Origin of the sequence: Pollutimonas rozaliensis, from assembly GCF_048751585.1 — a bacterium.
Classification (GTDB): domain Bacteria; phylum Pseudomonadota; class Gammaproteobacteria; order Burkholderiales; family Burkholderiaceae_B.
Genome location: NZ_JAZHOB010000005.1, coordinates 277,594 through 297,148 on the forward strand (window position 1 = coordinate 277,594; position 19,555 = coordinate 297,148).

The window sequence follows — 19,555 nt, forward strand, 5'->3', positions numbered from 1 at the left end:
CTGATGCCTTAGCTATGGGCTACATGGCGCTGGGCAAATAGGTTGCAAGCTGCGGATAAACCGTGATCAAGGCCAGCACCGTCAAAAGCAGGATGATGTAAGGTATCGAACCACGCGCCAGCTCGCCCATCGTAGTGTCCTTGCCTGCTATTCCCTTTAGTATGAACAGCACAAAGCCCGCAGGCGGCGTGATCTGGCCGACTTCGCACAGGATCACGATCACGACAGCAAACCAAACGGGGTCATGCCCCAAAGCGAGTATCAAAGGGAAGGTGAACGGAAGTGTGGTGACCAGCATTTCGGTTGCGCCGATGAACATGCCGAAAATGAAGTAGAAGATATAAATGGCAATCAAGAGCATCCAGGGCGACATCTGGAGATCCTGGACATATGCGACTATTTCCCGGGGAAGACCTACCACCGCGAGAGCCATGGAAAAGATCATCGCGCCCATCATCACGAAGCCTATCGATGCGCAGGTGACACTGGTTCCCATCAAGGCGCGGCCAAGTCGCTTGAACGAGCAGGCCTTGTACATCAAACCGATGGCCACAGACGCCAGGACGCCAAGGGCGGCCGACTCCGTTACCGTGGCCAGCCCAAAATAAATCGTCCCCATCACACAACCGATCAGCGCCACTACGGGCAACAGATTGACCAGGGCCGGCAAAGTTTCCCGCAATGGCAATACTTCACCGGCGGAGGGGGTGTATTCGGGCCGGAACTTGGCCTGCAGCATGACAAAGGCCAGAAACAAAGAGACTGCAATGGCGGCGGGAATGACTGCGGCGACGAAGCTGGCTCCGACCGATACATTGGTCAGGGATGCGTAGATGATGATGGGAATGCTGGGCGGAATGAGAATACCCAATGTTCCCGAGCCGGCCAGGCTGCCCAGCAGGGCGGAGCGGTTATAGCCCTTCGCCCGCAGCTCGGGATAGGCTGCGGAACCGACCGTCGCGGCGGTGGCCATGCTCGAGCCGCTGGTTGCGCCGAACAGGGAGCACAACACGACATTGGACAACAGCAGCTTTCCAGGCAGGCGCTCAAACAAAGGAGTCAGCGCACGATACACGCGAATGCTTAATCCGAACTGGACCAGCAGCTCGCCCAGCAAGATAAATAGCGGCAAGGCCACCAAAGGGAAACTGTACAGCATGTTCCAGATTGCGACAGTGGCAATCTGGAAGGAATTCGTTCCGCCGCCAAAGAAATACAGAATGATGAGGCCGGCTATGCCCAGGCCGACTCCCATCCAGAGGCCGCCGGCCATGATTATCAGCAGGTATGTGGTTGCTAGTGTCGACATGATGCCGCCCCGTTCAAACTTGGTTGTCAGCGTGGGCGGGAAAGAAAATTTCCTCGCACAGCTGATACACAACGACAACAGCCAGCCATGCGGTGCTCACGACCATCACGGCTCGCCAGGGAGGCTCGTAAATATATGCGGTTTCACTGTGCGAATTAAGCTGATAACCCAATACCAGAAAATCAAAGGTTAGCTTGGCAAGAAGCCCAAGAAACAAGAGGGTCGTCAAGTGGACAAGCACCGTCATCAGGATGCGCAAGCCGGGACTTAGCAGCGGGACCAGCGCTGAAATTGCAATGTGCCTTCCTTTAAGCGCCGCATAGGGCAGGCCCAGGAAAACGCACGACACCAGCAGAAAACTTGATAGCTCTTCCGTGACGGAAAGCGCGCTGCCTACGAAATACCGCATGACCGTGGAATAGCCGATGAGCAGCGGCATCGCGGCAATTGCCCCTGCGCTCAATATCGCCATGCCGAAGCTGACGGCATGCACTATGCGCCGAATTCGATTCATAAGCTTGTCTCCTGTTGTTTTTTGATCTTTCTAGGCTGCTGTCGCAACGGTATTGCAGCTGTTGATGGAGTATGACATACTATCGACTATCGATGCAAGCAAATTGAATATCGATACATAAATACTTATGGAGACAATCCTGTGTCGTTACCCAAGAACAAAAAAGGCGCTCTTTAATGAAAGCGCCAAACAACATTGCAGCCCACCGCCATGATGCGGATTTACCGACGCATGGAGCCTCTGTATGGGCAGACACGCCGCTGCCGAACTTGGAGGGTGAAGCCCATGCCGCCCTCAGCGGCACGCAAATAGCCGACGTCGTCATCATTGGCGCGGGGTTTACCGGGCTGAACGCCGCCGCCGAGGCGCTGCGGCTTGGCCTGTCTTGCATAGTGCTGGAAGCGCGACGCGTCGGCTGGGGGGCAAGCGGCCGTAACGGAGGAATGGCGGTACTTCGCTACAAGTCATCCTGGAGCGAAATGGCCGCGCAATTCGGCAACGCGGCCACAAAGCAGCTATACGGCTACATCCACGAAGCTGTAGACAGCCTGGAACAGAACGTCGATTCGTTCGGTATAGATTGCGAATTCTCCCGTTATGGGCATCTGACGGCGGCCTACCATGCCCGTGCGATGCAGCGGCTTGAGGCTGACGCCGGCTGGTTGAAAAGCCAAATCGGAGATACCCGGATAAAGCTTGTCGGCAAGCAGCAAACAGCCGAGCTGATCGGCAGCAAACTCTATGCTGGCGCCTATTTTGATCCTCGGTCGGCGGGCCTGCATCCACTCAATTACTGTAAAGGCCTGAAAGCAGCGCTGGCGAAACGAGGCGTGATTTTTTTTGAAGGGACGGCAGCCGATAACATCGTGGCCGAATCGGAAGGCGTTGTGGTTACCACAGAGCAAGGAGAAGTGCGCGCCAAGCATGCGCTGATTTGCACCAATGCATACACGGACGGGCTTCCCATTGCTTCGGACATCGAACGCCGCATCTTGCCGATTACCGTGGCTGTCGTGGCAACCGCGCCTTTGCCATCCGAATTGCGCGCAACCATACTGCCGCAGAACCATCTGGTCACAGATACCAAAAACCTGCTTAATTACTACCGGCTTGTCGATGGCGGAAGGTTGCTGTTCGGCGGTCGAGGCGAACCCGCATACCAGGATCACCCAAAGAACCATCAACGATTGCGGGATGAAATGATTCATGTTTTTCCGAATCTCGCCGACATCGAAATCGACTACAGATGGACGGGGGTCGTCGGAATCACTCGTGATAACTTTCCACATATTGGCGCCATCGGCAAACGCGTGTTCTACGCCATTGGCTACGGCGGACGAGGCGTCGCACTAACACATTTGCTGGGCAAATACCTGGCTAGAAGAATTACCGGAGACACAAGCTCACTGGGCGCCATGTCTGAAGGGGCCTTCAAACCGATCCCCTTCAAAGGACTGCGCTTGCCGTTGCTAAAAGCTGGGACGGCGTATTACAAGCTCAAGGACAAACTGGAAGCACTTTAATCACTAGGAGGAAAAAAGATGGCTACCGTAACGACCGATGACGGCATACAGATTGATTACGAATTTGATGACTTCACGAACCCATGGGACGACGAGGCCGAAACCATAGGCCTGCTTCACGGGTCGACATTGAATAAAAAATTCTACGCTCCAATGGTGCCATACCTTGGCCGCAAATTCAGGGTATTGCGCTGGGATCAACGCGGACGCGGAGCATCGACGGCGCCTCCGCCCGGCTCGACATTGTCCGGCGCCCCTGTGGATGATGGGGTAACCGTGGTGCAGCGTTATGCTCGAGACGCTCTGTGCGTCATGGATCATCTCGGCATCAAGAAAATCCACTGGGTAGGCGACTCCAGCGGTGGCATCACCGGGGCCAACTTCGCCCTCATGTTCCCGGAGCGGGTACACACCTTGACCTGCATACAGGCGCCGCTGGTCAAGATACCCGCCGACTTCGAGAAAGCCTGGGCGGCCGGAGAAAAGGATCCAGCGACGGCAATAGAAAAATACGGAATGGCCGATTATTACGAGCGAATTGGGACTACCTGGGTCACGGACCCCAAGCGAGGAAACGAACGTTTCCAAGCCTGGCAGAAGGAAGAGCGAAAGAAAATCGCCACGCATTCCTATATTGGTCACTGGAAGTGGCAGTCCTTGGCCGATCTGACAGACCAGTTGCCGGGAATGAAAGTCCCTGTGCAGCTTTTAAGCAGCGATCGCAGCGGCATTTGCCCAGTCGAGCAGCAAGAGCGCATACGCAACCTTATTCCCGATTGCGAGCTCAAGATCTATTCCGACTACGGGCATGGCATCGCATTTCTTGAGCCCGAGCGGGTAGCGGCGGACGTCATGGATTTCATTGCCCGCAAGAGGTAATCGATCGGCCATGGAAGCACCGGTAACGCGCACCCGTATAATAAGGGTTTACCCTGAACGGTGCGCACCGACTTCACCATGGCCGAGTCCCGGAAAATAAACAAGCCTACCTCCCCCGGCTGGGTGCTGTTCGCCTTGGCCGTGGGGGCATTCGCCATTGGGACGACAGAATTCGCCACCATGAGTCTGCTGCCCTATTTCGCCAAAGACCTTGGCGTCGACGCCCCTACCGCCGGACATGTCATCAGCGCGTATGCGTTGGGGGTCGTTGTCGGTGCGCCGATCATCACAGTACTGGGCGCCCGCGTCCCACGCCGAACCATGCTCATCAGGCTGATGGCCATGTTCGCATTATTCAATGGCCTATGCGCTTTCGCCCCCAGCTACGAATGGATGCTCGCCCTGCGTTTCCTTAGCGGCTTGCCCCATGGGGCGTACTTCGGCGTCGGTGCTTTGGTCGCGGTATCGCTCGTACCGCTGAACAAGCGCAACCAGGCTGTCGGCCGCATGTTCCTGGGCCTTACGGTCGCCACCATTATCGGCGTGCCGCTGGCAAACTGGCTGGGGCATTCCGTAGGGTGGCGATGGGGATTCGCCCTGGTTGCTTTTACCGGACTATTGACGGTGATACTGCTTGCCCTATTAAGTCCGAAGTCCCCTGCTGCGCCGGGCTCCAGTCCGCTGCGCGAGCTGGGTGCGCTCAAGCATGGGCAAGTCTGGCTGACCCTGGCCGTGGGAGCCATCGGCTTTGGCGGCCTGTTTGCCGTCTATACCTACCTTGCCGACACTTTGATGCAGGTCACCATGGTCTCCCCGGAAACCGTGCCTTTCGTGCTGGGCATCTTTGGCCTGGGCATGACGGTAGGCAATATCGTGGTGCCCAAGCTGGCCGACCATGCGCTCATGCCCACGATAGGCGGCGTGCTGCTTTGGAGCGCCGCCACCACCGCTCTTTTCAGCTTTACAGCCCCAAGCTTATGGGGTATTTCTATTACCGTATTTCTCATCGGCATAGGCGGCGCGCTGGGTACCGTGCTTCAAACCCGTTTGATGGACATCGCACGCAATGCGCAAGGCCTGGCCGCGGCGCTGAATCACTCCGCTTTTAATTTCGCAAACGCCCTGGGCCCTTTATTGGGCGGCATGGCGATCGCGCACGGCTTCGGATGGGCCTCGACGGGATGGGTGGGGTCTCTTCTTGCCTTGGGCGGACTGGCGTTGCTGCTGTTGTCGATTCGGCTGGACAAAAAAGCACCCGCGCCCGGAAGCGCGGCCTAAGGGCCATCCCGTTCCATACGCATGGACGTTCAAGCATGGATGACGACGCACAGTCTTTTAATTCGCTTAGGCCCAGATTGCAGCAGATCGCGTACCGGATGCTCGGCTCAGTGTCCGAGGCCGAAGACATCGTGCAAGATGCCTGGCTGCGCTGGCACACGGCCGCCCGCGCGGAGATCAGCAACGCAGAGGCATGGCTGGTTGCCGTAACGACGCGAATTTCCATCGATCGCTTGCGCGCCGCCAAGACGCAACGCGAAGCCTATACCGGCATATGGCTGCCCGAACCCCAGCTGACGGGATTTCCGGCCACACCCGAACAGATTCAGGAACAATCTCAAGAGGTATCGCTTGCGTTCCTGGCGCTGCTCGAACGGCTTACGCCCGAAGCGCGAGCGGCATTCCTGCTGCACGAAGTCTTTGACGAAGACTACCCAAACATTGCAAAGACGATAGGCAAGACGCAGGCAGCCTGCCGCCAATTGGTAAGCCGGGCGAAAGCCCAACTGAAAGAAGGGCGCGCGCGCCGCGCCGTGCCGCGCGAAACCCATCTACGTCTGCTGGAGTCCTTCGCGCAAGCCATCCATGGAGGCGACTTTGCCGCGATCAACGCATTGCTGGCCGAAGATGCCGTCCTGATGGGCGACGGCGGCGGCAAGGTCACCAGTTTTCCCCACCCCTTGGTGGGCGGCCGCCGCATCGCACAGCTTTTCTACGCATCGTTCCTGCGCTTCGGCGAAAAAGCGCGCATGCGGCTTGCCGTCCTTAATGGTCAATGGGCTTTCCTGCGCTTCATCGACGGCAAGCTGGAGTCAGCGATGGCGATTGAATCGGATGGCGAACGCGTTGTCCAGATCCAGGTGCAGCGCAATCCGGACAAGCTGGCGCATATCATCGCCTCAGGCCAAATGGGCGATCGCCAAGCCAGATAAGCGCCACACGTAAGGCGTTGCGGATTTTTTGGTGCCTTCAGGTCAACACCATGAGTCCGCCTGAATGTCTACCGCTGATCGCCGCTCAAGTCTACGATGTTTTCCAGCGGCGCATTGCCGCATGGGACCCCCGAGTTCGCGGGATGCTCCTTCATCGTCACCTGGAGAGAACCATGACACAGCGCATCAATTACATGCAGCAATCGCCGGAACTGTTCAAGAAGTTCCTTGAGTTCAGCAACCAGCTCGGAACCGGAGCCATCGAGACAACCATCCGCCACCTGGTCGCCATACGCGCCTCGCAGATCAATGGCTGCGCGTTCTGCCTGGACATGCATGTAAAGGAAGCCTACATTCATGGCGAGCGGCCGCTGCGCATTCATCATCTGGACGTATGGCGCGAATCGACCTTATTCGCTCCCAGAGAACGCGCGGCGCTAGCCTGGACCGAAGCCTTGACCCATCTGCCGGCACAAGGCGTGTCCGATGACACTTACGAACGGGTACGCGCGCAGCTGTCCGAAAAGGAACTGTCCGACCTGACGTTCGAGGTGATGTCCATCAATGCATGGAATCGGGTGAACGTCGCTTTCAGGACGGTACCGGGCTCGGCCGACAAGGCGTTCGGCCTGGACAAGGCGAACCTGGATTGAGTCCCTATTGACAATTCAATCCGCCGCCAGCGCCCGCTCTAGAAACTCCAGCCTATCCTGGCCCCAGAACGATTCTCCGCGATAGACATACCACGGGGCACCGAATACCTGCAGCTCTATCGCTTCATTCGTGTATTGCTCGTACAGGCCCGCACCGGCCTCACGGCCGGCATGCAGGGCGGCGCCATCCAGGCCGCAATCATTGGCGATCTGGATCAAGGTCGCGGTATCGGCAATGTCGCGCTCTTCGGCCCAGACCGCGCGCAGCACCGCGCCGGACAGCTTCAGGGCGCCATCGCTATCGCCGGCCTTGATCACCGACGCAATCATCTTGGCCGCGTCTGTCTCATCGACCGGAAAAAACCTGGGCTGCACATTAAGCGGCAGGTCCAGGTAATGCGACCACCGCTTCAGCTCGGTAAGTCGATAGGCTTGACGCTGAGGCGGACGCTTGTTCAGCGGCAGGCCGCCGGACAGCGGAAATATCCTGGCCAGATCGGCGGGCTTGGGTTCTATGAGAGCGCCATGCTGCCGGGCAAGGCCGATCAGCCTTTCATGGCCCAGGTAAGTCCAGGGCGATTTCGGTGAAAAGTAATATTGAATCGTCTTCATGTGCCACGCCTTATTGTCGTCGTCGGGAAGATCTAACTTTACTACCTTGCCCGGGATTGGACAGCCATTTGGCGCGCCAGCGCCCAGCCGCGATCTCGTTATGCATCAGTTCCTCGAGCAGGCCATAAATATGCTCGGCCGCGGGCGTCATGGAAAAAAGGCGCGATCTCGACAAATAAACCGTACGGCTCAGGCGCCCCCCTTCGATTACGGCCACATCCAGCGCGGCCGCCCCGACGTGCTCGTCCATGGCACAGGAGGGAAGGATCGTATAGCCCAGTCCCGCCCGGACCCCGGCGATCAACAGCCCTGGCGCATTGATTTCGGCTACGACATCGGGCTTGAAACCCTCCGCCGCGCAAGTGCGCTCTATCTCTTCTCTTATGCCGTTGGGGCGGCTGAGCATCAGGAGAGGCAGTTTGGCCACGTACGCCATTGTGCACTCTGTCAGACCTTCAAGCGCGCCATGCGGCCCGACCAAATGCAAGGACTCGGAAACAAGAGGCATCATGGAAAGCCCCCCTTCCGTTGTATTGTCGAACGCAATGGCCACATCCAGCTTGCCCTGCGCCAAAAGCTGGGCAAGCATGGAGCTCGGCCCCTCGATGACTTCCAGCCGGATCGACTTCAGATTGCTTCGTACTTCGCGCATAAGGGGTACGCCAAGCAATGTTGACATGGTCCAGGGCAAGCCCACCGTCACCGGACCCGCCGGCCCGGTATCGGTCTGAGCGGCAATCAAGTGGGTTGCTTCGATCTGCCTGAGCACCGATTGCGCCTGCCGGTAGATGGCGGCACCCACCTCGGTGGGTGTCACGCCCCGTACGCTGCGTACGAGCAGCTTGACGCCCAGTTCCTCTTCAAGGCGGTTGATTTGCTGGCTTAGCGCCGGTTGCGCCACATGCAGGGTCTGCGATGCGCGTGACACGCTTCCGACATCGACAATGCATACAAAATATCTTAGTTGCTGCAGTTCCAAACAGATTCTCCTCGCCTCTACATGGCCCCATATCGATAGGCTATAGCGGTAGACGCATTTCATATTTTACGAAGGGCGCCGGCCCTCCTATAGTCGGAAGCTTATCAGGAGGACGGCCAATGAGTGGAGAGATTGTGCTGCGGCGCGATGGATACGTCGCGACCATCACCATAGATAACGTTGCCAAGCGCAATGCCATGACGCAAGCCATGTGGATCGAAATGGGCGACGCGGTGCTTGCGCTTGGCAACGACACGCAACTGCGCTGCATCGTCATACGCGGCAAGGGCGCCCAGGCATTCGGCAGCGGCGCGGATATCGACGAGTTTGAGAAAATTCGGGCAAGCAAGGCCCAGGCTATCGAATTCGGCAAGCATGGGCATAGGGCCATGCTTGCCGTGCGCGATTGCCCCATTCCCACGATCGCCGCTGTCCAGGGCATATGCGTCGGAGGCGGGCTGGAGCTTGCGGCGGTATGCGATTTGCGCGTGGCCAATGAAAGCAGCCGCTTTGGCGTACCGATAGCCCGCTTGGGCGGTGTACTGGCCTATCCGGAACTGGAAGGCTTGCTGCGCCTTGCCGGCCCCCAGGTCACACTGGAGTTGCTTCTGGAAGGAAGATTGATGGCGGCCGCCGAGGCCTACGAAAAAGGCCTGCTGACACGCGTTTTTGCAGATGCGGACTACGAGGAAGGCTTGCAGAAGATCGTCAACAGCATCGTGGCGGGCGCCCCTTTGTCGGCCCGCTGGCACAAGAAGTTCGTCGCCAGGCTGCTTCAGGGCTCGGCCATTGACGAGACCGAATCAAGCGAAGGCTACGACTGCTTCGACACGAACGACTTCAAGGAAGGATACCTGTCTTTCCTGGGCAAGCGTCCGCCCGCCTTTACCGGAACATAAGAAACATGGTTCAAATGTCGACTTCCAAAGGCCCTTTGGCCGGACTCCGCGTGGTGGAAATGGCCCACGTCATGGCCGGGCCCGTGGGCGGCCTGCTGTTGGCGGACATGGGCGCCCAGGTCATCAAGATAGAGAAGCTGCCTGGGGGCGACGACACCCGCCGCACCACGCCCCCCGCCATCCATGGCGAATCGGCGTCTTTCATGATCCTCAATCGGAACAAGCGCGGCGTCGCCGTGGACTTGAAGGCGGAGCAAGGCCAGGCGCTGGTCAAGCGCTTGCTGGAGCAAGCCGACATCGTCATCGAGAATTATAGGCCGGGCACCATGGAGAAAATGGGACTGGGTTATGACGTGCTCCAGAAGCTGAACCCCCGCCTTGTGTATTGCAAGATTACGGGCTTTGGACTTACCGGCCCGTACGCGCAACGAGCCGGATACGACCTGATCTCGCAGGGCATGGCCGGCCTTATGAGCCTGACCGGGGAAGGACCAGGCCGCCCCCCCGTCAAAGTCGGCGTCCCGGTGGGAGATGTGACGGCCGGCATCCTCGCCGCGACAGGAGTCCTTGCCGCCTACATCGAACGTTTGCGCACCGGCCAAGGGCAGTACGTCGATACGTCGCTGATGGAAGCCTCCGTCGTCCATACCTACTGGCCGGCCGCCATGGCGTTGGCAACGGGCCAATCACCCGGTCCCATGGGCTCCGCCCATCCCGTCGCCGCGCCCTACCAGGCCTTTCCAACGCAGGATGGCTGGCTCAATATCGGCGCCATCAGCAAGGCCACATGGATCGGCGTTTCGGAAGTCCTCGGGCTGCCGGGCTTATTGACCGATGAGCGTTTCGCGGATAATGGCGGTCGCATGAAACATCTTGATGAACTGGTCAAGCTGATGTCCGATGTGCTTCAAACCCGGCCGACGGATTACTGGGTAGCGGCGTTCGAGCGCGCCGGCGTACCCGCGGGACCCGTGAAGAACATCAGACAAACCCTGGATGATCCGCAAACACGGGTTCGCGACATGGTGATCAAGGTGGACCACCCCGTTGCGGGCGAGATCGATGCACTGGGACTGCCGATCAAGTTTTCAAACGGAAATGGGGTCACCCGGCGCGGCGCCCCGCTATACGGTGAACACACAAGGGAAGTGATGGCGGAAATAGGTTATGCGGAATCAGAAATTCAACAGCTCATACAAGCTGGAATCGTTCACGCACATGATGATGCACCCTTGTAAGGCACACTAATAATCACCACCGGAGACAAAATATGAAATTGCTTCAAAAGGCCAATCTTCCGCAGCTTGTACTGGCTTCATTGATCGCCATCACGGCCATGGGTCTGCCGGCGTCCGTACGCGCCGCCTGGCCGGAAAAGCCGCTGCGGATTGTCGTGCCCTCATCGCCCGGCGGCAGCGCGGATGCCGTGGCCCGCATGGTGGGCGACCGTCTTTCACGCACGCTGGGCCAGCCCGTCGTTGTCGAGGACAAAGGAGGTGGCGGCGGCAACATCGCCACGGATATTGTCGCCAAATCCGCCGCCGATGGATATTCGCTTTTGCTTACCGGCAACAATCATACGGTCAATGTTTCGCTGTTCAAGCCGGCGCCTTACCAGTTGTCCGACTTCGCTCCTATTATTGAATTGACCAGGGGGCCGTCGGTGTTCGTCGCCGCCAACAACGCTCCTTACGACACCTTGTCCGACCTTATCAAGGCGGCAAAGGCCAACCCTGGATCCATACCTTTCGGAAGCCCCGGCATCGGCTTGCCCAGCCACATCGCATTTGAAATGTTCGCGCATACAACCGGGATAAAGATGATACACGCGCCGTACAGAGGCTCGGGACCGTCCTTGTCGGACGCGGCCGGCGGCCAGATCCCGATCGTGACAGCAACCCTTGCCGCGGCAATGCCGCTTATCAAGGCCGGCAAACTGAAAGCGCTGGCCGTGACGTCGGAGGAACGCTGGCCCAGCTTGTCAGAGGTGCCGACGGTCACAGAGGTCATTGGACAAGCTTTTCAGCACCTGACATGGCTTGGCGTCCTGGCGCCGGCCGGAACGCCCGAGGCGGTGATCAAGAAACTGAATACTGAAATCAACGCCGTGCTGCAAGATCCAAAAATCAAGGCGACGCTGGATACTCTGGGCACGAATCCGGTCGGCGGATCCAACGAAGCATTCCATCAGATGATAGAAAACGAAGCCAGGACCTCTGCAACGCTGATTCAGAATGCCGGGATAAAGACGGAATAGGTAAACAATCCGAAGGCTGCTTCACAAGCCAAACATCAAGGAGCGATGCGCGGCGACGCCCGCCATTGCGCCATCGCCCACGGCCAGCGCCACATTGCCCGCCAGCCTGGCCGCATCGCCGCATGCGAACACCCCCGGAACAGAACTTGCCTGGGTCGAGTCCGTCCTGATCTGCAGGCCCATGGGCATCTCGTCGAACTCGCAACCCAGTTGCGCCGCGATGGGGCTGCCCGGCAGGATGCGTGTAATGGTAAATAGCCCGTCCAGGGGAATTATGCGGCCATCTTTCATGACGACATCCAGCGTCTCGCCGGCCAGGCGCTCGATCATGCCGTCCTGGATATGGACGCCGCGCGCCCGCAATGCCGCTAGCTGTTCGGTGTCCGGCGCAAAGCTTCCGTTCAGGAAGAATGTGGTCTCGCCCCAATCCGGAAGCATGAGCGCGTGATGCATGGACAACGGCGAGCTGGCCAGCACGCCTATACGTCCTTGCTGCAATTCGTATCCATGGCAATAGGGGCAGTGGAATACGGTACGCCCCCAACGCTCTGCCAAACCAGGAAGGTCGGGCAGATGGTCGACGATTCCGGTGGCAAGAATGATCCGCTTTCCCTTGACCGCGGACATTCCGTCCACGAGTACAAGAAAGCCGTCTTCGGTTTTTTCCGCCCGCTGAGCCTGGGCCTCCCGCCAATCCACGGTGCCATAGGCCAGCAACTGCGCGCGCCCTTGCGCCGCAAGCGCATCCGGCGGCGTTCCATCGCCCGTCAGGAACCCGTGCGAGGCGGCGGCATAACGGTTGCGTCTTTGCCCCGCATCAATCACCAGCACTGAACGACGCGCGCGCGCCAGTTGCATTCCCGCGGACATGCCCGCATAGCTTCCGCCAATAATCACGACGTCGTAGTCCATCAGATTCTCCCGTGTTCGTTCTTCCAATATCATGTATCTTATATTGATACATGATATTAATCAACAAGCCGTTCACGGTAAGAATCCCGAGGGTCTATGTGTTCGCTGGGCGGTGAGGGCTACTGCCTTTATTGGCGCACAGGGTATCGAAGTCGCCCGCCAGATCGGCCAGACTGACAGCCTTGAGCCGGGAAACCAGCAGGGATTCCGCTTGCTCGAACGCGTCCTTGAGCGACGCATTCACCACGCGCTCGACACCGCATTCGGGGTGATCGTTATCGATGCCTATGGCAAATATCTTGGGACCACCCACGGCTTGGTGGATATCCAGCAGCGTGACCTCATTCAGGTCGCAGGCGATGGTCCATCCGCCGCGATGTCCCTTCTCGGAACGGACATAGCCCGCCCGCCGCAGACCCGCCATCGTGCGCCGGACAACGGCGGCATTCGTCGAAAGCATGCCGGCGATCTCTTCGGAAGTAAAAGGCTGGTCATGCCTGGCCATATGAAGCAGGACGTGCAGCATGCGTGAAAGGCGGCTATCTGTTCTCATTCGATTTAAGGGTCTATGCGGCGGTTCCGATTTCCTAAGCATACATGGAACTGCGTACTTGATGCTCCGCCCCGCATCCGACGACGGTGTTAAGATCGATTCCATCGCCGGCCTGCCAGCCGGCCTTGGCAAAAACCTAACCGTCGGAGCGCACATTGAAATACCGAAAACTTGGCCACACGGATCTTGACGTCAGCCTGATCGGCCTGGGCACCATGACCTGGGGCGAGCAGAACACCGAGTCCGAAGCGCACGAGCAGATTGATTACGCCTTGTCGCGCGGGGTGAATCTGGTGGATGCCGCCGAAATGTACCCCGTGCCCCCAAAGCCGGAAACACAAGGCCGTACGGAAACGTATATTGGCACCTGGCTGGCCAAGACGGGGCGGCGCAAGGACATCGTACTGACCAGCAAGGTCTCGGGCCCCGCCACCGACCCGAAACGCCCCGGCCATATTCGTGGCGGCCAGACGCATCTGGACCGCAAGAACATGACCGAAGCGCTGGACGCCAGCCTGAAGCGCCTGCAAACCGATTATCTTGATCTGTACCAGTTGCATTGGCCGGATCGCACCACAACCACATTCGGCCGCCCCCACTATCCCTGGAAAGACGACGCCTACACGGTGCCCATCGAGGAAACCCTGGAGGTGCTGCAAGACTTCATCAAAGCCGGCAAGGTGCGCCATATCGGGGTATCGAACGAAACGCCTTGGGGCGTGGCGCAATATCTGAAGCTTGCCGAAACGCGAAACCTGCCTCGCATCGTTTCCATTCAAAATCCCTACAACCTGCTCAATCGCGTCTACGAGAACGGCCTGTCGGAATTCAGCCACCTGGAAGGGGTGGGACTGCTGGCGTACTCGCCATTGGGCATGGGCGTATTGGCGGGCAAGTACCTTAACGGTGCCCGCCCGGAGGGCGCCCGCATGACGCTGTTCACGCGTTTCATCCGCTACTCCTCGCCCCAAGCCGAAAGCGCCACGGCCGAGTATGTGCAGTTGGCCCGCGATCAGGGCTTGTCGCCCGCAACCATGGCGCTGGCGTTTGTGAACCAACAGCCTTTTGTGACCAGCAACCTGATGGGCGCAACCGGGCTCGGCCAATTGAAAGAGAACATCGAAAGCGCCGGCGTAACCCTATCGAAAGACGTACTGGATGCCATCCAGGCCATCCATCTGCGTTATCCGAATCCATCGCCTTGATGGACGGATAGGCGACGCCGCAAAGCAAACGCCGACAAGGTGGCCGATGCGTGCCAAAAGCCTCAAGGCATGGATCAGGCGGTCAGCATGACTCGATTGCGGCCGAACCTCTTGGCTTCATAAAGCAGGCCGTCCGCCCGATTCATGAGCGTATACAGCGTATCAGTCAGCTTGCCCGATGCGACGCCTATGCTTGCCGTTACCCTATGCGTACGCGGCAATCCGGGAAACTGATTTGCGGCCAGGCTTACCCGGATTCTTTCTGCCAGATCCCGCGCGCCCAGCACATCGGTGGCCGGCAGCAAAATGGCGAACTCTTCGCCGCCGATACGGCCGGCGATATCACCCGTCCGAATGGTGCGTCGAATGATTTTCCCTACTTCGGCCAGCACCGCGTCGCCTACCGCATGGCTATACGTATCGTTGATGAGTTTGAAATCATCAAGATCCACCAACAGCAGACTGGTGACGGCGGTGCCGGCGGTGCGCCGGTTCAGGACAGGCTGCGCCTGGCTCACGAAACCGCGCCGATTCAACATGGTTGTCAACATGTCGTGATCACGATCACGCCGCAACTCCACGATTTTCTTTTCCAGAACTCCAATCAGCAATAGCACCGCCAACACAACGATGAAAAGCACGGAAGCAAGATGCGTTGCGGCCCAGCCAGCCGCATCTTCAGCACCGGGCGCCTCGCTGGCCATCGGCGCCACCGCCAAGCGTATCGCATACAAGAACAGGCTGAGCGTAAAGCTGGTGTAAACCCAATAAAGCGCCCGATTGGCGAAGCTGCCACGCCGAAGCACACCTATCCTGGACCAGGCCAGCAGCAGTATGAAACCGCAACCGAAATTCAGGATGTGCATCCGTGTCGCGAGCCGTGGACTGACATAGAAGAAATAAAGTTGCCCAGCGACTATCGCGGCAAGCACGGCAGCGTAGAGGGCCGGACTGAAGTCCTTTTCTCGGGCACGGCACACAAAGCCGGCTGCCAGCAGCCAGGCGCTGAGCGAAAAAAAGATGTTTGCCAGCACACTACTCGCGTCCAGTCCACGCGCAACAAACAAACCGTTAAAAGCCGCGCCGCCGGCAAAGCATGCAAACGCGGCGGCCTGGTAGAGCATGCAACGTTGCTTGCCATGCTTGCGCCATATCCACATGAAGCATGAAGCAAACAGCAGAGCCAGCGTCGGTCCAAGCAGCATCAACGCCTGCTCCGCACTAACAGGTTCAAACTTCATAGAAGCATCGATTCAGAATTGATCTGGGAGATTTCCACAATGTAGCCTTGGGCGTCGTGGTGAATAGTCGCTATCTTGGTGACGGCCAGACCGTCCACCTGATCCAGAGTCAGCGCAAAGCTGCGTGCCAAGTGTCCGGCCCCGACCGCCTTGAGCGGTTTGCGGCGATCCTGATCCTTGAAGCGCCAATGGTTGTATAGCGCCCAGGCAATCAGGATCGCGGCGTTGGCTGCGGCAATGACGGCGTAACTGGATAACGTGCCCAGCGTGGGGGAAAAAAGCGGCAGCAACGGTGCCCGCGGACCTTGCGCCGCGCCGTATATGATGGCCAGTATGCCGGTGCCGAACAGATAAACAAAACCGATCCATCCGATGATGGTCAGGACCGCGTCAAGCAGAAGGCCGGCACGGGAACGTGCAGTAGTGATGATCATGATGCATCTGAAGATTTAATACCCCGGTCGGGACTGGTCCAGCGCGCACGCCGGGCCCGCCTGCGGAGCATGACTTTGGGAAAACTGATTAGCGTCGTGAACAGGCTTACCATCCAATAAGCCAGCGGGTACCACACAACCCAGTACAAGGAACGCAGCAAACGGGGTTCGTAGCGTGAATCGATCAAAAGGCTCACAGCAAACTGCAGCAGGCATACCACGGCCAGCATCATGCCGGTGAATGCGGGCGGCAGCAGATTGGCGATATGCAGGTTATTGGGCAAGGGAGTGAACTGGTTGACTATCCAGAGAACAACGGATATGGCGAACGCGAAGGCCCACAGTGTTGACAAGCCGAACTCCGCCATCAGGGGCCACAAGCGACGATGGTGCCAGACCCAGATCGAACGCAGATTCTTTAGAAAGACCTCGGCCCCTCCCTGGGCCCAACGCAAGCGCTGCTTCCATAGCCCTCGCAATGTCTCCGGCATCAGGATCCAGCACAGGGCGCGCGGCTCATAAAAGATGGACCAGTGATCAAGCTGCAGCTTCCAGCTGATATCGATGTCTTCGGTGATCATGTCCAGGCTCCAGTAGCCAACCCGGTCCAGCGCTGTGCGCCGGAATGCGGAGATCACACCCGAGACGGTGAACACCTTGCCATACACGCGCTGGGTGCGTTTGATCAATCCGATAATCGACGAAAATTCCCCCACTTGAACACGGCCGATCAGCGTCGACCTTGTGCGGATACGCGGGTTTCCGGTGACGGCTCCCACCCGAGGATGAGCAATCAGCGAAGCCACCAGGAACGCGGCCGCGTCCGGGTCGAGCACCGCGTCGCCATCGATGCAAACCAGATACTCGCTTTTGGCTACCAAGGCGCCCATGCGCAAAGCCATGGCCTTGCCCTGATTACGCTCCAGGTGGATGACACGCAGCTTGTCATGCCTAGCGGCAAGGCGATTCAACATCTCGCCGGTACCGTCCACCGAGCCGTCGTTGATGGCAATCACTTCGACATGCGGGTAGCGCTGGGCCAGCGCCGCCATCAAGGTTTCCTCGCCATGTTCGACTTCGTTATAGCAAGGCACCAGAATCGAAATCAGCGGCTCGCCGGGCAACTGCGGTATCTCTTGATTCTTGTCGCGCGGCCAGTGGCGCTCCCAATGCCACCAGAAGTACAAGCCTCCGGAGATCCACAAGCCCGACATCAGCAAGGGATAGAAAAACACAAAACCAAGCAAGGCCTCGCTGGTCAGCACGAGCGTGAACCCGAAGGGCACGCCAAGCACCAGGCATAGTATGAGTAAGGCAAACAGGCGATCAATCATGGAGCTGGATACCAATTATCGGAAATGGCAGGGCGAATGTCGCGCAGCCGGGGGTGATCCGTGGCGTAATCGTCGGGGTAGTAGCCGAAGCTGCGGGCACCGCGCAATTGCAGCCGCTTCATCCAATCCGCCAAGGTGCCGGTGTCGATGGGCGTCGCTTCGGGCCGTCCCGGCCCCCTGCGCCAATCCCGACTCTGAAGCTCGAAAACGGTGTGATTCAAAGCATCGGGACTGCTCTGGGCGACGGCATCGACCAGCCGGTCGAGCCAGGCGTGCTCCTGTCCGCGAGGAACGTTCTCCATCAATGGCATGGCCATGGGTGCCGTCCAGTCATACGCTTTCAGGAAGTCGTCCAGGTTCTGGGCGAACCATGTCTCGCTTTCGGGCTGTAGTATGGGGGCGGCGAAGATGTTGCGGGCAGTCTTCAGTTTGGGACCACGGATGGCACGCACGCGGTCGGCCAGCTCGATTGTAAAGTCGACAAGGTAGCGGCTCTTGAAGCGCGTCCAACGCTGAAGTGTGGCGGGGTCCGCACGCAGTTGCTCGATAGTGCCGGGCAAGCCGGCCTCCCGGTAGGCAGCAAGCGCGCCGGGACTTGCATCCTCAAAGTCGCTCAGAAGCGCATCATCGTGAAACAGGATGCCATCGAAGAAGGCATGGCGTGCAAGATCTTCATAGATATCACCGATATGTGCGCGAGCCAAGGGGTCGAATGGAGACAGCCGCTGATATTGGCCAGGATCCACAATGGGAGAAGCCTGCGGTCTGGTTGGATCCCAACGTGTGACGCGCGCTATGCCTGCGTCCAGATCAAACGAGAGCACCGGCATCCAGGCATAAACTTCGATATCAGCGCGATTGCGAAGTTGCCATGCCGCGCGATTGAAAAGATCGGCGCGCATCGGCAACAGGCGATTCGGAAAGTAGAGCGACCTCACGGTACCGTCGCCCGATGGATCGGCAAAGGCCTGCAGGAATACGGTATTGACCCGCATGTCCTTGATACGTTGCACCAGCTCACCCAGATTGCGTTCCATCTGCACGGGATCGGCATCGTAGACATAATCGAGATCCACATGGGCCACTCGCATGAAGGGCCTTGCTTCCATGCCCACGATGCTTTCCGCAAACGTCCGAAGCTGCGGATCATTGGCCAACAGCAAGCGCGGCGCGGACATAAGCCTCCCAACGCTTGCCGGACCGTCCTCGAGCGTAAGCGCCAGTTCATAGCCGCTGTCGGCCACAATACGCAGCGCGCTTCCACCTTCAGCTCCGTATGGCCAGACCCATACCCGCGGCGGCTTGCCTGTGGCCTTCCGAATCTTCTGGGTAATCCGGGCCACGTCCTGGCTCATCCGGCGCTTGAAGGATGTATCGGTTTCGTAGCTTCCTGTGCGGTCGTCATAAATACGAATGGCCGCTGCTGGCTGGGTGTTGCCTTGTGGATTGGCGCTAGCTCCGTAATGCGACGCATCGGTGTGCGCCGCGATCTCCACCAGGCCGGAGCCTGAAATTTCAGCGATCTGAGGCCAGGTCAGGAAGCGTCCGCGCGCCGTCATCGCGCCGCCGAAGTCAACGTCCTGGCCTAGGGGCGTGTCCATCCATGCCCCTACTGGCGCCAGCACGGCCGGCCAGCCGAACGCCTTCAACACAGGCAGCACACGTGTGTAGAAACTGCGGTAGCCGTCGTCAAAACTGAGCAGCACGGCGCGCGCCGGCAACGGCTTCCGCCCTTGCCGCGCCTCGATGATCTGATCGACCGATACGGCCTGATAGCCGTTCTCGCGCAGCCAGGTAAGCTGTTCGACCAGCTTATCGGTACGAACGCTCAGGTAGGACTGATCCGGGTCCTGGTCTTCCACATCGTGGTAGGCCAGCGCGAGGAAATGGTTTTCAGGCCAGGGCTTGTCGCGCTGCGCGACCGGCCGATCTTTCGGCGCGACATAGACCGGGATGTCCTTGGCGCATGCTGCAACCAGCACAAGGATGAGCATCAACAGGCCGGATATGAAAATACGATTGCATTGACTGTGCATAACGG

The 19,555-nt window shown here is 58.7% G+C and carries 19 protein-coding genes; 9 read left to right on the plus strand and 10 right to left on the minus strand.

The features are described from left to right. Positions 1 to 19: 19 nt before the first annotated feature. The gene (locus tag V0R37_RS11475) at positions 20 to 1,309 is read right to left on the minus strand and encodes a TRAP transporter large permease (RefSeq protein ID WP_420374638.1); all 1,290 of its coding nucleotides are present in this window, start codon (positions 1,307 to 1,309) and stop codon (positions 20 to 22) included. 13 nt (positions 1,310 to 1,322) lie between these two features. Continuing rightward, positions 1,323 to 1,802 carry a TRAP transporter small permease gene (locus tag V0R37_RS11480; protein WP_420374639.1) on the minus strand — a complete coding sequence of 160 codons (480 nt, stop codon included), beginning with the start codon at positions 1,800 to 1,802 and terminating at the stop codon, positions 1,323 to 1,325. 197 nt (positions 1,803 to 1,999) lie between these two features. Here V0R37_RS11480 and V0R37_RS11485 point away from each other — a divergent pair, with 197 nt between their 5' ends. The 5 genes from V0R37_RS11485 (at position 2,000) to V0R37_RS11505 (ending at position 7,088) form a co-directional block, all read left to right on the plus strand. After that, positions 2,000 to 3,346, plus strand: a complete 1,347-nt coding sequence (locus V0R37_RS11485; RefSeq protein ID WP_420374640.1) for an NAD(P)/FAD-dependent oxidoreductase — start codon at positions 2,000 to 2,002, stop codon at positions 3,344 to 3,346. A gap of 18 nt (positions 3,347 to 3,364) precedes the next feature. Beyond that, the gene (locus tag V0R37_RS11490; RefSeq protein WP_420374641.1) at positions 3,365 to 4,225 is read left to right on the plus strand and encodes an alpha/beta fold hydrolase; all 861 of its coding nucleotides are present in this window, start codon (positions 3,365 to 3,367) and stop codon (positions 4,223 to 4,225) included. A gap of 78 nt (positions 4,226 to 4,303) precedes the next feature. Then, on the plus strand, positions 4,304 to 5,503 hold the full coding sequence (locus tag V0R37_RS11495; protein WP_420374642.1) for an MFS transporter: 1,200 nt from the start codon (positions 4,304 to 4,306) through the stop codon (positions 5,501 to 5,503). 35 nt (positions 5,504 to 5,538) lie between these two features. Beyond that, positions 5,539 to 6,435, plus strand: coding sequence for an RNA polymerase sigma-70 factor (locus tag V0R37_RS11500; protein ID WP_420374643.1), 897 nt, complete (start codon positions 5,539 to 5,541; stop codon positions 6,433 to 6,435). Between the two features lie 173 nt (positions 6,436 to 6,608). Further along, entirely contained in the window at positions 6,609 to 7,088 is a 480-nt protein-coding gene (locus tag V0R37_RS11505; RefSeq protein WP_420374644.1) for a carboxymuconolactone decarboxylase family protein, read from the plus strand. Between the two features lie 15 nt (positions 7,089 to 7,103). Here the strand turns inward: V0R37_RS11505 and V0R37_RS11510 are convergent, their stop codons facing one another. Continuing rightward, positions 7,104 to 7,700, minus strand: a complete 597-nt coding sequence (locus tag V0R37_RS11510) for a 2-hydroxychromene-2-carboxylate isomerase (RefSeq protein ID WP_420374645.1) — start codon at positions 7,698 to 7,700, stop codon at positions 7,104 to 7,106. A gap of 10 nt (positions 7,701 to 7,710) precedes the next feature. Beyond that, entirely contained in the window at positions 7,711 to 8,742 is a 1,032-nt protein-coding gene (locus tag V0R37_RS11515) for a LysR substrate-binding domain-containing protein (protein ID WP_420374646.1), read from the minus strand. 56 nt (positions 8,743 to 8,798) lie between these two features. On the opposite strand from V0R37_RS11515, the gene V0R37_RS11520 reads away from it, so the two are divergent. From V0R37_RS11520 to V0R37_RS11530, 3 genes are read left to right on the plus strand one after another with little or no spacing between them, the layout of a single operon-like run. Further along, on the plus strand, positions 8,799 to 9,578 hold the full coding sequence (locus V0R37_RS11520) for an enoyl-CoA hydratase/isomerase family protein (protein ID WP_420374647.1): 780 nt from the start codon (positions 8,799 to 8,801) through the stop codon (positions 9,576 to 9,578). 14 nt (positions 9,579 to 9,592) lie between these two features. Next, entirely contained in the window at positions 9,593 to 10,816 is a 1,224-nt protein-coding gene (locus V0R37_RS11525; RefSeq protein ID WP_420374648.1) for a CaiB/BaiF CoA transferase family protein, read from the plus strand. A 32-nt stretch (positions 10,817 to 10,848) separates the two neighbouring features. After that, positions 10,849 to 11,835: a tripartite tricarboxylate transporter substrate binding protein gene (locus V0R37_RS11530; protein WP_420374649.1), complete on the plus strand. Its 987-nt coding sequence runs from the start codon at positions 10,849 to 10,851 to the stop codon at positions 11,833 to 11,835. A 21-nt stretch (positions 11,836 to 11,856) separates the two neighbouring features. Here V0R37_RS11530 and V0R37_RS11535 read toward each other — a convergent pair whose 3' ends face one another. After that, positions 11,857 to 12,747: an NAD(P)/FAD-dependent oxidoreductase gene (locus V0R37_RS11535; RefSeq protein WP_420374650.1), complete on the minus strand. Its 891-nt coding sequence runs from the start codon at positions 12,745 to 12,747 to the stop codon at positions 11,857 to 11,859. Positions 12,748 to 12,841: 94 nt separating this feature from the next. Then, the gene (locus V0R37_RS11540; protein ID WP_420374651.1) at positions 12,842 to 13,300 is read right to left on the minus strand and encodes an Rrf2 family transcriptional regulator; all 459 of its coding nucleotides are present in this window, start codon (positions 13,298 to 13,300) and stop codon (positions 12,842 to 12,844) included. Between the two features lie 155 nt (positions 13,301 to 13,455). Between V0R37_RS11540 and V0R37_RS11545 the strand changes: the two genes are divergently transcribed. Beyond that, positions 13,456 to 14,505: an NADP(H)-dependent aldo-keto reductase gene (locus V0R37_RS11545; protein WP_420374652.1), complete on the plus strand. Its 1,050-nt coding sequence runs from the start codon at positions 13,456 to 13,458 to the stop codon at positions 14,503 to 14,505. A gap of 74 nt (positions 14,506 to 14,579) precedes the next feature. On the opposite strand, the gene V0R37_RS11550 is transcribed toward V0R37_RS11545, so the two are convergent. The 4 genes from V0R37_RS11550 to pgaB are packed head-to-tail and all read right to left on the minus strand — an operon-like array spanning position 14,580 to position 19,550. Further along, on the minus strand, positions 14,580 to 15,746 hold the full coding sequence (locus tag V0R37_RS11550) for a GGDEF domain-containing protein (RefSeq protein WP_420374653.1): 1,167 nt from the start codon (positions 15,744 to 15,746) through the stop codon (positions 14,580 to 14,582). Continuing rightward, positions 15,743 to 16,180 (minus strand): poly-beta-1,6-N-acetyl-D-glucosamine biosynthesis protein PgaD, encoded by a 438-nt coding sequence (gene pgaD, locus V0R37_RS11555; RefSeq protein ID WP_420374654.1) that lies wholly within the window; start codon positions 16,178 to 16,180, stop codon positions 15,743 to 15,745. The genes V0R37_RS11550 and pgaD overlap by 4 nt, the downstream gene beginning before the upstream one ends. Further along, positions 16,177 to 17,514, minus strand: a complete 1,338-nt coding sequence (pgaC, locus tag V0R37_RS11560) for a poly-beta-1,6-N-acetyl-D-glucosamine synthase (RefSeq protein WP_420374655.1) — start codon at positions 17,512 to 17,514, stop codon at positions 16,177 to 16,179. The genes pgaD and pgaC overlap by 4 nt, the downstream gene beginning before the upstream one ends. Beyond that, complete coding sequence (pgaB, locus tag V0R37_RS11565) at positions 17,511 to 19,550, minus strand: poly-beta-1,6-N-acetyl-D-glucosamine N-deacetylase PgaB (protein ID WP_420374656.1); 2,040 nt, start codon at positions 19,548 to 19,550, stop codon at positions 17,511 to 17,513. Before pgaB ends, pgaC begins: the two co-directional genes overlap by 4 nt. Positions 19,551 to 19,555 lie beyond the last annotated feature (5 nt).

Excerpts from the sequence above, each read along its gene's own strand:
- V0R37_RS11475 (WP_420374638.1), bottom strand. The coding sequence starts at position 1,309 with ATGTCGACACTAGCAACCACATACCTGCTGATAATCATGGCCGGCGGC.
- V0R37_RS11485 (WP_420374640.1), top strand. The coding sequence starts at position 2,000 with ATGAAAGCGCCAAACAACATTGCAGCCCACCGCCATGATGCGGATTTA.
- V0R37_RS11490 (WP_420374641.1), top strand. The coding sequence starts at position 3,365 with ATGGCTACCGTAACGACCGATGACGGCATACAGATTGATTACGAATTT.
- V0R37_RS11495 (WP_420374642.1), top strand. The coding sequence starts at position 4,304 with ATGGCCGAGTCCCGGAAAATAAACAAGCCTACCTCCCCCGGCTGGGTG.
- V0R37_RS11500 (WP_420374643.1), top strand. The coding sequence starts at position 5,539 with ATGGATGACGACGCACAGTCTTTTAATTCGCTTAGGCCCAGATTGCAG.
- V0R37_RS11505 (WP_420374644.1), top strand. The coding sequence starts at position 6,609 with ATGACACAGCGCATCAATTACATGCAGCAATCGCCGGAACTGTTCAAG.
- V0R37_RS11510 (WP_420374645.1), bottom strand. The coding sequence starts at position 7,700 with ATGAAGACGATTCAATATTACTTTTCACCGAAATCGCCCTGGACTTAC.
- V0R37_RS11515 (WP_420374646.1), bottom strand. The coding sequence starts at position 8,742 with ATGAAATGCGTCTACCGCTATAGCCTATCGATATGGGGCCATGTAGAG.
- V0R37_RS11520 (WP_420374647.1), top strand. The coding sequence starts at position 8,799 with ATGAGTGGAGAGATTGTGCTGCGGCGCGATGGATACGTCGCGACCATC.
- V0R37_RS11525 (WP_420374648.1), top strand. The coding sequence starts at position 9,593 with ATGTCGACTTCCAAAGGCCCTTTGGCCGGACTCCGCGTGGTGGAAATG.
- V0R37_RS11530 (WP_420374649.1), top strand. The coding sequence starts at position 10,849 with ATGAAATTGCTTCAAAAGGCCAATCTTCCGCAGCTTGTACTGGCTTCA.
- V0R37_RS11535 (WP_420374650.1), bottom strand. The coding sequence starts at position 12,747 with ATGGACTACGACGTCGTGATTATTGGCGGAAGCTATGCGGGCATGTCC.
- V0R37_RS11540 (WP_420374651.1), bottom strand. The coding sequence starts at position 13,300 with ATGAGAACAGATAGCCGCCTTTCACGCATGCTGCACGTCCTGCTTCAT.
- V0R37_RS11550 (WP_420374653.1), bottom strand. The coding sequence starts at position 15,746 with ATGAAGTTTGAACCTGTTAGTGCGGAGCAGGCGTTGATGCTGCTTGGA.
- pgaD (WP_420374654.1), bottom strand. The coding sequence starts at position 16,180 with ATGATCATCACTACTGCACGTTCCCGTGCCGGCCTTCTGCTTGACGCG.
- pgaC (WP_420374655.1), bottom strand. The coding sequence starts at position 17,514 with ATGATTGATCGCCTGTTTGCCTTACTCATACTATGCCTGGTGCTTGGC.
- pgaB (WP_420374656.1), bottom strand. The coding sequence starts at position 19,550 with ATGCACAGTCAATGCAATCGTATTTTCATATCCGGCCTGTTGATGCTC.